The sequence below is a fragment of the Bacillus sp. OTU2372 genome (assembly GCF_038440275.1).
GTDB classification, from domain to species: Bacteria; Bacillota; Bacilli; order Bacillales; family Cytobacillaceae; genus Neobacillus; species Neobacillus bataviensis_B.
In genome coordinates, this window is sequence record NZ_JASATK010000013.1 from 108,582 (window position 1) to 122,076 (window position 13,495).

At 41.9% G+C, this 13,495-nt stretch carries 11 protein-coding genes; all 11 read left to right on the plus strand.

Features of this window, described 5'->3' with window-relative positions; translation table 11 throughout:
- Window positions 1–4: 4 nt before the first annotated feature.
- Window positions 5–751: a gluconate 2-dehydrogenase subunit 3 family protein gene (locus AAHB15_RS19310; protein ID WP_335574410.1), complete on the plus strand. Its 747-nt coding sequence runs from the start codon at window positions 5–7 to the stop codon at window positions 749–751.
- Window positions 752–838: 87 nt separating this feature from the next.
- Window positions 839–2,554: a GMC family oxidoreductase gene (locus AAHB15_RS19315; protein ID WP_335574409.1), complete on the plus strand. Its 1,716-nt coding sequence runs from the start codon at window positions 839–841 to the stop codon at window positions 2,552–2,554.
- Window positions 2,555–2,626: 72 nt separating this feature from the next.
- Complete coding sequence (locus tag AAHB15_RS19320) at window positions 2,627–2,977, plus strand: ASCH domain-containing protein (RefSeq protein ID WP_342043108.1); 351 nt, start codon at window positions 2,627–2,629, stop codon at window positions 2,975–2,977.
- A gap of 380 nt (window positions 2,978–3,357) precedes the next feature.
- Entirely contained in the window at window positions 3,358–5,091 is a 1,734-nt protein-coding gene (locus AAHB15_RS19325; RefSeq protein WP_342043109.1) for an ABC transporter ATP-binding protein, read from the plus strand.
- Window positions 5,092–6,939, plus strand: a complete 1,848-nt coding sequence (locus AAHB15_RS19330; protein WP_335574407.1) for an ABC transporter ATP-binding protein — start codon at window positions 5,092–5,094, stop codon at window positions 6,937–6,939. It begins immediately after the preceding gene.
- Window positions 6,940–7,138: 199 nt separating this feature from the next.
- Window positions 7,139–8,344 (plus strand): MFS transporter, encoded by a 1,206-nt coding sequence (locus AAHB15_RS19335; protein ID WP_335574406.1) that lies wholly within the window; start codon window positions 7,139–7,141, stop codon window positions 8,342–8,344.
- Between the two features lie 306 nt (window positions 8,345–8,650).
- Window positions 8,651–9,823 (plus strand): ABC transporter substrate-binding protein, encoded by a 1,173-nt coding sequence (locus tag AAHB15_RS19340; protein WP_342043110.1) that lies wholly within the window; start codon window positions 8,651–8,653, stop codon window positions 9,821–9,823.
- Between the two features lie 314 nt (window positions 9,824–10,137).
- The gene (locus AAHB15_RS19345; RefSeq protein ID WP_098527688.1) at window positions 10,138–11,016 is read left to right on the plus strand and encodes a branched-chain amino acid ABC transporter permease; all 879 of its coding nucleotides are present in this window, start codon (window positions 10,138–10,140) and stop codon (window positions 11,014–11,016) included.
- A 15-nt stretch (window positions 11,017–11,031) separates the two neighbouring features.
- A complete protein-coding gene (locus tag AAHB15_RS19350) occupies window positions 11,032–11,985 on the plus strand; it encodes a branched-chain amino acid ABC transporter permease (protein ID WP_144566097.1) in 954 nt (317 codons plus the stop codon).
- Window positions 11,982–12,752 carry an ABC transporter ATP-binding protein gene (locus AAHB15_RS19355; RefSeq protein WP_335574403.1) on the plus strand — a complete coding sequence of 257 codons (771 nt, stop codon included), beginning with the start codon at window positions 11,982–11,984 and terminating at the stop codon, window positions 12,750–12,752. Before AAHB15_RS19350 ends, AAHB15_RS19355 begins: the two co-directional genes overlap by 4 nt.
- Complete coding sequence (locus AAHB15_RS19360) at window positions 12,753–13,460, plus strand: ABC transporter ATP-binding protein (protein ID WP_342043111.1); 708 nt, start codon at window positions 12,753–12,755, stop codon at window positions 13,458–13,460. It begins immediately after the preceding gene.
- Window positions 13,461–13,495 lie beyond the last annotated feature (35 nt).

A 13,495-nucleotide genomic window follows, 5' to 3' on the forward strand; every position in this document is an offset into this window, starting at 1 on the left:
CACCATGGTTGAAGAAAATAAAGAAAATCCAGAATCCGTCTCAAGAAGGAATTTTATTCGAAATGCAGGTTTTACAGTTGGTGGACTAGCTGTTGGCGGAATTATCGGCAGTCTTATTCCACGAAATCAAAAGGAAACTACTGATACAAAAAGTACTAAGACAAAAACAGAAGACTTTAATCAAGCACTCATGTATTTTACACCGGAACAATTCAAAGTAATTGATGCAGCAACAGAACGAATTTTTCCGGAGGATGATCATGGGCCGGGTGCGAAGGCGCTCGGTGTTGCCTATTTTATTGACCATCAATTAGCAGGATATTGGGGCTTTAATGGCCGGGAATATATGCAGGCGCCATTTTATCCAGGTGAAAAAGTCCAAGGTTTTCAAGGCCGGTTAAAGCGCAGGGAAATTTTTGATATTGCAATCCGGGAAATGCAAAACCACAGTATGGCAGTCTATAAAAAGGATTTCACAGAGCTAAATGGTGATGAACAGGATGCAATCCTCAAAGACTTTGAGGAGGATAAAGTGAATGTGACAACGATATCACCGAGCGGTTTTTTCCAAATGCTGCGAAGTGTGACATTAGAAGGTGCCTATAGCGATCCATTATACGGAGGAAATTTAAATATGGATGGCTGGAAGATGAAGAATTATCCAGGTAGCCAGATGGCTTATTCAGATATTATCGACAAGGAATTCAAAAAGGTAGCACCGCAAAGCCTGAAGAGCCATATGAATCACTAAAAACCGGAAGCGCCCTGTTCAGGGGCTGCAGCTAGCCACTAGAACTGCTAAGAATTGATAATATTTTTATAAAAAGAAGGTGGAAGTATGGCCAGAAAGCTGCCAAAAGTCGATGTTGTAATCGTGGGTGTTGGTTGGGCAGGAGGAATTATTGCCTCAGAACTTACTAAAAAAGGATTAAAGGTTGTAGGATTGGAAAGAGGTAAAGAGCGAAAAACGGAAGATTACTTTATGGTCCATGATGAATTGCGCTATGCCCTCCGCTATGAACTCATGCAGGACCTATCAAGAGAAACAATAACGTTCAGAGGCAATGAAAAAATTCGCGCCCTGCCGATGCGGCAATATGGTTCGTTTTTACTTGGTGACGGATTGGGCGGATCCGGAGTCCACTGGAATGGGCAAACGTTTCGCTTTTTGCCTTATGACTTTGAAATCTATAGTAAAACGGTTGAACGGTATGGGAAAAAGAAAATTCCCGCCGACATGAATCTTCAAGATTGGGGTATTACATACGATCAATTGGAGCCTTATTACGACCGATTTGAAAAAACGGCAGGCATTTCGGGAGAAGAAAATCCACTCGCAGGAAAACGATCGGATAAATATCCGACCCCGCCAATGAAAAAGACACCTGCCATTCAGTTGTTTGAGAAGGCAGCTAAAAATATGAAGCTCCATCCATATATGATGCCATCAGCGAACCTATCAGAGTCCTATAAAAATCCGGACGGGATCCAAAGAGCGGCTTGTCAATATTGCGGCTATTGTGAGCGCTTTGGCTGTGAATATGGCGCAAAAGCGGATCCGGTTGTGACGGTCATCCCAGTTGCCAACAAGACAGGGAACTTTGAAATAAGAACTCACTCAAATGTAAGAAGGATCTTAAAAACAGGTGACAAAGCAACGGGTGTTCTATATACAGATGTGACGACTGGTGAGGAGATTGAGCAGCCGGCTGATATTGTGGTAGTAACAAGCTATGTATTTAACAACATTCGCCTCCTGTTAATGTCTGGAATTGGGAAACCTTATGACCCGAATACGGGAACGGGTGTGATTGGAAAAAATTATGCCTACCAAGTTATTAAAGGGAATGCGATTGGCTTTTTTGATAATAAGGAATTTAGTACCTTTGCAGGTGCAGGGTCACTAGGAATGGTTTGTGACGATTACAATGGTGACAATTTTGACCATAGCAATGTGAATTTCATCCATGGCGGGATGATTTCATTAGCTCAAACCGGATTAAGACCGATTCAAAACAATCCTGTTCCAGGCGGAAAGCCAACCTGGGGTAAGGAATTCAAGGCCAATTCCGTTAAATATGCCAACCGCTTTTTATCCGTTACTTCTCAAGGTTCTTCTATGCCATTTAAGCGTCACTTTCTCGACCTTGATCCAACCTATAAAGATGCCTTTGGCGATCCGCTTATTCGAATTACTTTTGACTTTGAGGAGCAGGACCGGCAAATGGCTAAATTCCTTGCCGATAAATGTGCCAGTATCTTAAAGGAAATGGGCGCAGATCATATTGATCCAATGAAGGATTTAGGTCCATATGATATTACCACCTATCAATCCACGCATAATACTGGCGGAGTCATCATGGGGGCAGATCCGGCGACCTCAGCAGTAAATAATTACTTGCAAATGTGGGATGTTGATAACCTATTTGTCATTGGTGCATCTGCATTCCCGCATAATTCCGGTTATAATCCAACAGATACTGTCGGGGCCTTAGCCTACCGTGCGGCAGAAGGAATCTTGAAATACCGTGATAAAGGCGGACAGGTAGTTTAACAGTGCTCTCAGTGGATTTAACTATAAAGAAAGTGTTAATATGGAAAATAAAACAAAGGGAGAGAATCTCAAATGACAAACCAAAATGAAAACGCTGCATTACCACCAAAAACTTGTTCAATTGAACGCTTGGTAACTATGGAAGCAGATGTAAAAAAGGTATTGGCTGGAGAAAAAACAGCAACACGCCGGAATGGCCGCTATGCGGATCCAGGTGAAATCATGACACTTGAAGGCCGTCAGTTCGTAGTGGAAAAGGTATATTCACAGAGCCTTGGCGAATTGACAGATGATGATGCCCGCCGCGAGGGCTTCAACACGGTGGAAGAATATAAACAATCTATTCTTTCCTACCATCCAGGAATGCCGTGGCTGCCGCAAATGCGAGTATGGGTACACGAATTCAGCCGTGTACAAGATTAATAAGAAAAGCGCAAGCGCCTTGGTCAGCCCCGATATAGGGAGATTTATCTCTGGCTAGCAAAGCGTAGTCAGAGATTAGTCTCCCTTATTGCGAACAGAAATCGATAGATTTCTGTAGCCAAGCACAAGACAAGCCTGCCGAAAGGTTGCCTTTTAACCTTTTGGACGGATTGTCTTGTGACCTCGAGGGGCTAGGCGCTGGAGCTAGACAATTCTCAAAGTCAAAAACTTGTATACTCTCTTATCTAATAAGAAATATCGTTAAATGGTCCATTTACTATAAATGGGCCATTTTAGTTTTTCTATGCTTAAAAATTGTTTTATTCCGGTAATCGAAATTATAATAGCCTTATTAATGTTGCTAAGGGTTAGGTGAGGGCATGAAGTTTTTATCTAAATATGTTCAGAAATATTGGAAGTCTTTTAGTATAGCAGTACTGTTTCTCACCTTTGAGGCAATCAGTGATTTGATGCAGCCAACGATTATGGCAAAAATCATCGATCAAGGCGTTGTTAACAGGGATATTCATTATGTTCTAAAAATGGGCGGTGTGATGCTTTTAATTACCGCTTTTGGTGCCATAAGTGCCTCTGCACGCAGTGTAATCGCGAGCATTGTCTCACAAAACTTTGGGACAGAACTTCGCTCTGATTTATTTAAAAAAATTCAAACGCTTTCGTTTAAGAATCTCGATAAGTTTAACCGCGCCTCCTTGATTACTCGTTTAACGAACGATGTTACACAAGTGCAGGTATTTGTGAATGGTCTGATGCGAATCTTTGTTAAGTCCCCCCTGCTTGCAATTGGCGGACTTGTTATGGCCACACGCCTTAATCTGCATCTTTCCGTTGTTTTAGCAGTGGTCGTTCCGATTGTTGCCTTACTAATTATTCTTAACCTGCGCCTAGGTTTTCCTCTCTTTTCTAAGGTTCAAAATGCTTTAGACAAGGTGAACTCTGTAATGAGGGAATATTTATCGGGTATCCGTGTTGTCAAAGCCTTTAACCGCTTTGATGTGGAGATTGGCAAGTTTGCCAATGCGAATGAACATTTTAAGGATCAGTCCGTCGCCGCAGGGCGTCTAATGGCCACCTTTAGTCCTTTGATTATGCTGACGGTGAATCTTGGTATTGTCGTTGTCCTTTGGATTGGCGGCCTAGGGGTAGAATCAGGTGCCATTCAGGTGGGCCATATTATTGCCTTCACCAACTATATGACGCAAATTCTATTCTCGCTTATGGTGATTTCGATGGTCTTTAATATGTTTGTCAGGGCCAAAGCATCTGCCGGCAGGATTAATGAAGTATTTTTACAAGAGGATGGTTTCATAAAACAAACAAAGGCCGTACCGCCGCCGCACGTTCAAGAAACCGGAAGAATTGATTTTGAAGATGTTTCTTTTTCCTATGAAGGAACAAGCGGTGAACCCGTCTTAAAGCATATTGATTTAACCATCCTTCCCGGGGAAACGGTAGGGATTATCGGTTCTACCGGCTCGGGAAAAAGTACTCTCGTCGGGCTAGTCCCCCGTTTTTATGATGTGACGAGCGGGACGATTAAAGTGGATGGTCAAGATAACTCTCGTCTTGATCCACAAATGCTTAGAGACAAAATTGCGATTGTCCCGCAAAAGAATATTCTATTTACTGGTACGGTAGCAGAAAATATCCGCTGGGGAAAAGAAGATGCCTCAGGTGAGGAAGTGAGGACAGCTGCCGTGATTGCTGGTGCGGATGATTTTATTGCTGCCTCACCGGAAGGTTATGAAACGATGATCGGCCAAGGCGGCGTTAATTTTTCCGGCGGTCAGAAACAGCGGATTTCGATTGCGAGAGCCCTCGTAAAAAAACCGAGTATTTTAATTTTAGATGATAGTACTAGTGCAGTAGACGTTGCGACAGAGGCAAAAATTAAAGCAGCCTTAAAGAAATACGCCAAAGGCCTAACCTGTCTCTTAATCGCCCAGCGGATTACCTCCATTATGGATGCGGATAAAATAGTTGTTTTAGATCATGGGGAACTTGTTGGATTTGGGACTCACAGCGAATTACTTGCGGACTGCCGAGTCTATCAGGAAATCTATCAATCACAGATGGGCAAGGAGGTTTTGTAAATGGCAAAAGAAACTGAACAACCACAGAGTACCCCTCCTCCCCTTAGACCGGGAGGTGCCCATCGCTTCCGCGGCCCTGTTGTCAAACCAAAAAACTTTAAGGCTACATTAACACGCTTGTGGCATTATTTTGGTAATGAGCGAAAGATGTTGAGCTTAATCTTTCTCTTTATTATTGTTGATGCCGTTTTAATGCTGCTTGCCCCGTATTTAATCGGAAAGGCCGTTGATGCAATGAGCCTTAACCGTGGTAAAGTGAATTTTAATCTACTTGAAATGATGATTATCGTATTAACAATAGCTTATGTGGCTGATGCGGCTCTGACCTTTTTACAGGGCTGGCTGATGGCTGGTGTGGCACAAAGGGTAGTCAAACGTCTTCGCGAGGCGATCTTTCGGAAGCTGCAAAAGCTGCCGGTCTCGTTTTTTGATGCAAGGACCCATGGTGAACTGATGAGCCGCCTCTCCAACGATGTGGATAATATCAGTAATACCATCTCGCAGTCGACAACGCAATTAATGTCCGGCCTGATTGTCATTGCTGGTTCGTTAATTATGATGATTATTCTCAGCCCGATCTTAACGATAGCAAGCTTGATTACGGTGCCGCTTGTTTTTTTACTGACCAAGACAATTGCTACACGAACGAGTGTTTTATTCAAGAATCAACAGGTACAGCTTGGAAAATTAAATGGTCATATTGAAGAAACGATTTCTGGCATCGAAGTCGTAAAGGCTTTTAATCATGAAGACCAGGTGATTGAAGAGTTTGAAACGATGAATACAAAGCTTCGTGATGTCGGCCTTAAGGCGCAGATCTGGTCTGGTTTTTTAATGCCGATTATGAATGTCATTAATAATCTTGGTTTTGCAATCGTGGCAGTTATTGGTGGGATTTTGGCGGTGAAAAGCCTTGTTACAGTTGGTGCGATTGCGAGTTTTATCACCTATTCCCGGCAATTTGTCAGGCCGCTGAATGACCTTGCCAATATTTTTAATATCCTTCAGTCAGGTGTAGCGGGCGCTGAACGGGTTTTTGAAATCATTGATGAACCAGAAGAGGTAGTGGACACGCCTCAAGCAGTTGAGCTGAAAAATCCAAAAGGACATGTGGTCTTTGAAAATGTAAGCTTCGGCTATCGTCCAGATGTCCCAATTATAAAGAACATCAGCTTTGAAGCTCAAATTGGCAGCAGTACGGCCCTAGTTGGTCCGACAGGTGCTGGAAAGACAACCGTCGTCAACTTGCTGACGAGATTTTATGATGTCACTGAAGGCAGGATTCTACTCGATGGACGTGATATTCGCGATTATACAAGGGACAGTTTGCGAAGATGCTTTGGGTTTGTCCTTCAAGATACGTATTTATTTTCCGGAACGATTAAGGAAAATATTAAATACGGCAAGCCTGATGCCACGGATGAAGAGGTAGAGGAGGCAGCAAAAATGGCCAATGCTGATGTGTTTATTAAACGCCTGCCAAACCAATATGAAACGGTTCTGTCGGAAAATGGCGGCAATCTTAGCCAAGGCCAGCGGCAGCTGCTAGCAATTGCCCGGGTGATACTAGCAAGACCGGCGCTGCTGATTTTAGATGAGGCTACCAGCAGCATCGATACAAGGACAGAGCTTCACATTCAGGAAGCCTTGCTTAAATTGATGGAGGAGCGGACTAGCTTTATCATAGCCCACCGCCTAAATACGATTCGTGATGCCGATATGATTATGGTGATTGACAATGGGCAGATCATCGAAAAAGGAAGCCATGAGGATTTAATGGACGTTAAAGGCCGGTACTACCATATGTTTTTTAATCAATTTAAAAATGTCGATGAGGCAATTGGTTAGCACTATGGATTTGGATTAAATCATTTGATAAAAGAGAATGCTCTATTAAATGGGTGCATTCTCTTTTTATATTGTTAAATTAATGACAGATGTCAAGACAACTGATAGAATACCTTATGTTTAATAGTATTAAGAACCATACCTAAAAAAAGGGTTTTGGGGAATAATGTAAATACATGTTGTACATAGGGGGATCATCATGAAAAATAACAAGGAAATATCCACCCGAAGACTGCTCGGAATTGCCGGAATGGGCTGGATGTTTGACGCCATGGATGTCGGGATGCTCAGCTTTATTATTGCAGCCCTAAAGGTAGAATGGGATTTAACACCAGGTCAGATGGGCTGGATAGGAAGTGTCAATTCCATCGGGATGGCTGTTGGGGCACTTATCTTTGGATTAATGGCTGATCGAATTGGCCGGAAAAATGTTTTTATCATTACATTACTACTATTTTCAGTAGGGAGCGGCGCATCTGCACTTACTACATCATTAGCAGCCTTTTTAGTCTTAAGGTTCTTTATTGGGGCAGGCTTGGGCGGTGAGCTTCCAGTTGCCTCTACCCTTGTATCGGAGAGTGTTTCTGCCGAGAACCGCGGCAGGATCGTCGTCTTGCTCGAAAGTTTTTGGGCTGGCGGGTGGTTAGTGGCAGCTGTCATATCTTACTTTATTATCCCAAGATTTGGCTGGCAGATTGCCCTAATTATTAGTGCGATTCCTGCCCTATATGCGTTATACCTGAGAATGGGGCTTCCCGACTCACCTCGTTTTACTGCAGTAAAAGAAAAGCAGAAGACCTCTATGCTTGAAAATTTAAAGAAATTATTCTCAAAGGAATACGGACGTCAAACGGCTATGCTTTGGATTGTTTGGTTTTGTGTCGTCTTTTCCTACTACGGAATGTTTTTATGGCTCCCAAGTGTCATGGTCATGAAAGGATTTAGCCTAATCAAGAGCTTCCAATATGTACTTATTATGACAATCGCCCAGCTGCCAGGTTATTTTACAGCGGCATGGTTTATTGAAAAATTGGGTCGGAAATTTGTCTTAGTCGTTTATCTAATTGGGACTGCGGTAAGTGCTTATTTATTTGGGACAGCGGACACTACGGCCATGTTGATGACCGCTGGGATTCTATTATCATTCTTTAACCTCGGTGCCTGGGGAGGATTATATGCTTACTCACCGGAACAGTATCCAACCATTATCCGCGGGACCGGTACAGGCTTTGCGGCCGCAGTAGGGCGTATTGGCGGTGTCCTGGGGCCATTGTTAGTTGGGAACCTGGTTGCCCAAAAGGTAGCAATCTCAACCATCTTTATGATCTTCTGTATCTCCATTTTAATTGGGGCGTTTGCCGTCTTTATCTTAGGTAAAGAAACGAAAAATAAAGAATTAGTATAATAATTACTTCTTAAGGATTCCAAAAAAGGAATCCTTTTTTCGTTGTACCGAACATGGGAATATATTTAGACAAAATAATAAAAATAGATTGCTTTTGTGAGGAAAAAATATTTCATCGTCACTTTATTGCAATAAAGCGTTTTATAAAAGAAAACGTTTTAATTTTCTTATTCTTTAAATTATTTTAAAATAACTGTATAATAGGACTAGACGAACCCCTAATTATTATGTACAATGTTTTCAGAATATTATAAAAGTGTTTGATAGGTCTTGGGTCATTTTTTTGAAAAAATAGGGGGTAGTTGGATGAGAAAGAGGAAATTAGCTGGAATCTTTATGTCTTTTATGGTGGCAGCAGGTGTGATGGCAGGATGTAATTCAAGTGCAAGCAGTGATGAGGAAAAAGGCGGTACCATCAAGATTGGTGCCAACTTGGAACTATCAGGCGGAGTAGCCTCTTATGGTCAATCAGCCAAGGAAGGTATTGAATTAGCGATTGAGGAAATTAACAAAAAAGGTATTGATGGCAAAAAACTAGAATTAGTGACGGTCGACAATAAATCAGATGCAGCAGAAGCTACAAGCGGGGCGCTAAAACTGGCTACCCAAGATAAAGTTGTAGCCATGATTGGTGCAGCAACAAGTACAAACACCCTTGCCCAAGTACAGATTGCCCAAGATAATAAAATTCCACTAATTACACCAACTGCAACCAACGCTACAATTACGTTTAAAGATGGAAAATTGAATGACTATGTTTTCCGTACCTGTTTCATTGACCCATTCCAGGGTACAGTTGCAGCAAACTTTGCAACCAATGATTTAAAGGCTAAAAGTGCAGCAGTTTTAATTGACAGCTCAAGCGATTACTCAAAAGGTCTTGCAGCTTCTTTTAAAAAGGCATTTAAAGCCAATGGCGGAAAAATTGTAGCCGAAGAAGCCTATGTGGCAAAAGATACAGATTTCCATGCTACCCTAACACGGATCAAAGCCGCAAATCCAGACTACGTCTTCCTGCCTGGTTTCTATGAAGAAGTGGGTCTCGTTGTCAAACAGGCCCGCGAGATTGGTCTAACCGTACCATTTATGGGCGGCGATGGCTGGGATTCTCCTAAACTAGTAGATATAGCTGGTGCTGCGTCATTAGAGAACACATATATTACTAATCACTATTCCTCAGGTGATAGTGACAAAAAGGTTCAAGACTTTGTTTCAGCATTTAAAGCAAAGTATGATGGTAAATCACCGGATGCCTTCGGTGCATTAGGGTATGATACGGTATACTTCCTTGCAGATGCGATTAAGCGCGCAGGAAGCAGCGATCCTAAGAAAATCCAAAAGGCACTTGCAGAAACAGATGGTCTTGAACTTGTATCAGGCAAGGTAAAGCTAGATAAGAATCATGACCCAATTAAAGCCGCCGTTATTCTGGAATACGTAAACGGTCAACAACAATATAAGACAAAAGTAAACCCGTAAATTAGAGAAGCGGAAGCGCCTTGACCTGGGGCGACAGGCATAAGACGAGCCGGCGGGAAGGTTGTTCTTTGACCTTCTTGACGGATTGGCTTAGACCTTAGAGCCCCTAGGCGCTGTAGCTGGACAACTAGAAAAGCGAAAGCGCCTTGAACATGTGATTATTTGACAAATTTTATAGTTTGCCAAAGGGATAGGGAGCGTTGACGTTCCCTATTCCAATTTGTAAGAGATTTATAAGTTAACTAACAAACAAAACTTGTAATCTGCAATTTAGAAAAAGAAAAACAGGAGTTCATCAGAAGGAGTGTAAACAGATGGAGTTAATACAGCAGCTTGTGAATGGGATATCCTTAGGCAGTATTTATGCTTTGATTGCTTTAGGATACACTATGGTTTACGGTATTGTTAAATTAATTAATTTTGCCCATGGAGATGTCTTCATGGTAGGTGCATTTATTGGTTTTTATTCTATTACCATTCTTCATTTAGGATTTTTTCCGTCACTACTTATATCAATGGCAGTATGTGCCCTCTTTGGTGTAATCATTGAGCGGATTGCCTATAAGCCATTACGGAATGCCACTAGAATTGCGGCGCTTATTACAGCTATTGGAGTATCGCTGTTTATTGAATATGGAACGATTTATCTTCGCGGTGCACAGCCAGAAGCTTATCCAAGCAATTTAGTACCATTAAAGGACCTAGATGTTTTTGGCGTAAAAATCAGCGGTCAGTCGATCTTGATTTTAGGGACTTCCATTGTCTTAATGATTCTCTTACAATTTATTGTTCATAAAACAAAAATCGGGAAAGCGATGCGTGCCGTATCACATGATATGGATGCTGCTAGATTAATGGGGATCAACGTTAATAACACCATCTCTGCTACATTTGCGATCGGTTCTGCCTTGGCAGGTGCAGCTGGGGTAATCTTTGGAATGTACTATACAAAAATTGAGCCGTTAATGGGAATTATTCCAGGCTTAAAAGCCTTCGTTGCAGCCGTTTTAGGCGGCATCGGAATTATCCCGGGGGCAATGACCGGCGGCTTATTATTAGGTGTGATTGAAGCACTCGTCAGCGCCGCAGGTTACTCATTATGGCGGGATGGCGTTGCGTTTGTTGTCCTTATTTTAATTTTAATTTTCCGTCCAGCAGGATTATTTGGTAAAAATATTAGGGAAAAGGTTTAAGGGGAGGCTTCTACGATGAAAATTTTAGGACAAGCAAAGTTTTTCTGGACATCAGTCGTTTTAGCCGTTGTCTTTGCAGTAATCATGCAATTTCTAATTGCTGGTGGTTCCATCAACCAGTTTTATGTAAATACATTATTCTTTATCGGAATTAATATTATTCTCGCAGTTAGTCTTCATTTGATTATTGGGATTACCGGACAGTTTTCGATTGGACATGCCGGTTTCCTTGCAGTTGGTGCCTATGCTTCAGCGATTATGACGATGAAATTAAGCATGCCGTTTCCGGTCGCTTTAATTGTCGGTGGTATAGCTGCAGCAGTAGCAGGTCTTATTATTGGGATTCCAACACTTCGTTTAAGAGGTGACTATCTTGCCATTGCAACACTTGGTTTTGGTGAAATTGTGAGAATCGTGTTTCTAAACATTGACTATGTTGGCGGGGCAAGCGGTATGACGGTCTCCCATTTAACAACATGGCCTTGGTTAATCGGCTGTGTATTATTAACAATCATCGTGATTGTTAACTTCACCAATTCAACGCACGGCAGAGCTTGTATTTCAATCCGTGAAAATGAAATAGCAGCCGATGCAATGGGGATTAACACAACTTATTATAAAGTTGCTGCCTTTGCACTTGGGGCCTTTTTTGCAGGTATTGCCGGTGCTTTGTACGCTCATAACTTTTATATTATCCAGCCGACCAACTTCGGATTTTTGAAATCATTTGATATTTTAATTTTTGTTGTTCTTGGCGGTTTAGGAAGTATGTCAGGTGCGGTTATTGCGGCTATACTTTTAACAATTATTTCAACTTACCTTCAAAGCTATCCGGAACTGCGGATGGTTATCTATAGTTTAGTATTGATTATAATGATGCTTTACCGCCCACAAGGTTTAATGGGCACAAAAGAAATCACCTCATTCTTTAAGGTTGGTAAATCGGCTAAAGGGAGGAATGCAGCATGACACAGTTACTTAAAGTAGAAAATGCCGGAATCCGATTTGGCGGCTTAAAGGCTGTTTCTGATGTGAATTTGGAATTGAAAAAAGGAGAACTTGTCGGCTTAATTGGGCCAAATGGTGCCGGGAAAACAACGTTCTTTAATCTGTTAACAGGTGTATATGTTCCGACAGAAGGAACTATATCCTTAGACGGTGAAAAACTAAATGGCCTTGCTCCGTTTAAAATAACAAAAAAGGGTATCAGCCGGACATTCCAAAATATTCGTTTATTTAGTGAACTTTCGGTTCTTGACAATGTTAAAGTGGCGTATCACGCACTTGCGAAGCATTCGATTTTAAGTTCGATCTTCCGCCTCCCTGCTCACTTTTCTGGTGAAAAGGAAATGGAAGAAAAGGCAATTGAATTTTTGAAAATCTTTAAGCTTGATAATGTATTACATGAGAAGGCAAAAAACCTACCATACGGACAGCAGCGCCGTTTGGAAATTGCCCGGGCCTTAGCTGCGAATCCAAAGCTCCTATTGCTTGATGAACCAGCAGCGGGAATGAACCCGCAGGAAACGGAAGAGCTGATGAATTTAATTGCCTTAATCCGCGAAAAATTCAATCTTACCATTCTCTTAATTGAACATGATATGCTTCTAGTCATGGGAGTATGTGAACGGATTTATGTGCTCGACCATGGTCAATTAATTGCCGAAGGTACACCAGAACAAATCAGAAGTAATCCAAAAGTCATCGAAGCGTATCTAGGCGAGGAGGTTTCTTAAATGCTTAAAATCAATGATATAAATGTTTATTACGGCAACATCCACGCCTTAAAGGGAGTTTCCCTGGAAATCAATCAAGGGGAAATCGTTACATTGATTGGCGCAAACGGTGCTGGTAAAAGTACTCTTCTGCAAACCATTTCCGGATTATTGAAACCAAAAACCGGCGAAATCATATTTGAAAATGAACATGTAGCAGGAAAAGTTGCTCAATCGATCGTAAAACGAGGAATCTCACATGTTCCGGAAGGCCGCCGTGTCTTCGCAAATATGTCAGTAGAAGAAAACCTTGATTTGGGTGCTTACTTACGGAAAGATAAAAAAGGGATCAAGGAAGATGTTGAAAAGGTCTATCAGTTATTTCCACGTTTGGAGGAGCGCCGTAAGCAGTTATCGGGTACTTTATCCGGCGGGGAGCAGCAAATGCTTGCTATGGGCCGTGCCTTAATGGCGAGACCTCGACTTTTGCTGCTGGACGAGCCTTCCATGGGTCTTGCACCGCTATTAGTAAAAACAATCTTCCAAATTATTGAGGAAATTAATAAAACAGGAACGACCATTCTTCTTGTTGAGCAAAACGCTAATATGGCCCTGTCTATTGCTGATCGTGCCTATGTTATTGAAACAGGAAAAATCGTTGCTTCCGGATCAGCGGAAGAACTGAGTCAGAGCGATCAAATCAGAGCTGCTTACTTGGGCGGTCATTAATGTTGAAGCTATACCAAAAAAGGTATCGGAATAGA

Excerpts from the sequence above, each read along its gene's own strand:
- AAHB15_RS19310 (WP_335574410.1), top strand. The coding sequence starts at position 5 with ATGGTTGAAGAAAATAAAGAAAATCCAGAATCCGTCTCAAGAAGGAAT.
- AAHB15_RS19315 (WP_335574409.1), top strand. The coding sequence starts at position 839 with ATGGCCAGAAAGCTGCCAAAAGTCGATGTTGTAATCGTGGGTGTTGGT.
- AAHB15_RS19320 (WP_342043108.1), top strand. The coding sequence starts at position 2,627 with ATGACAAACCAAAATGAAAACGCTGCATTACCACCAAAAACTTGTTCA.
- AAHB15_RS19325 (WP_342043109.1), top strand. The coding sequence starts at position 3,358 with ATGAAGTTTTTATCTAAATATGTTCAGAAATATTGGAAGTCTTTTAGT.
- AAHB15_RS19330 (WP_335574407.1), top strand. The coding sequence starts at position 5,092 with ATGGCAAAAGAAACTGAACAACCACAGAGTACCCCTCCTCCCCTTAGA.
- AAHB15_RS19335 (WP_335574406.1), top strand. The coding sequence starts at position 7,139 with ATGAAAAATAACAAGGAAATATCCACCCGAAGACTGCTCGGAATTGCC.
- AAHB15_RS19340 (WP_342043110.1), top strand. The coding sequence starts at position 8,651 with ATGAGAAAGAGGAAATTAGCTGGAATCTTTATGTCTTTTATGGTGGCA.
- AAHB15_RS19345 (WP_098527688.1), top strand. The coding sequence starts at position 10,138 with ATGGAGTTAATACAGCAGCTTGTGAATGGGATATCCTTAGGCAGTATT.
- AAHB15_RS19350 (WP_144566097.1), top strand. The coding sequence starts at position 11,032 with ATGAAAATTTTAGGACAAGCAAAGTTTTTCTGGACATCAGTCGTTTTA.
- AAHB15_RS19355 (WP_335574403.1), top strand. The coding sequence starts at position 11,982 with ATGACACAGTTACTTAAAGTAGAAAATGCCGGAATCCGATTTGGCGGC.
- AAHB15_RS19360 (WP_342043111.1), top strand. The coding sequence starts at position 12,753 with ATGCTTAAAATCAATGATATAAATGTTTATTACGGCAACATCCACGCC.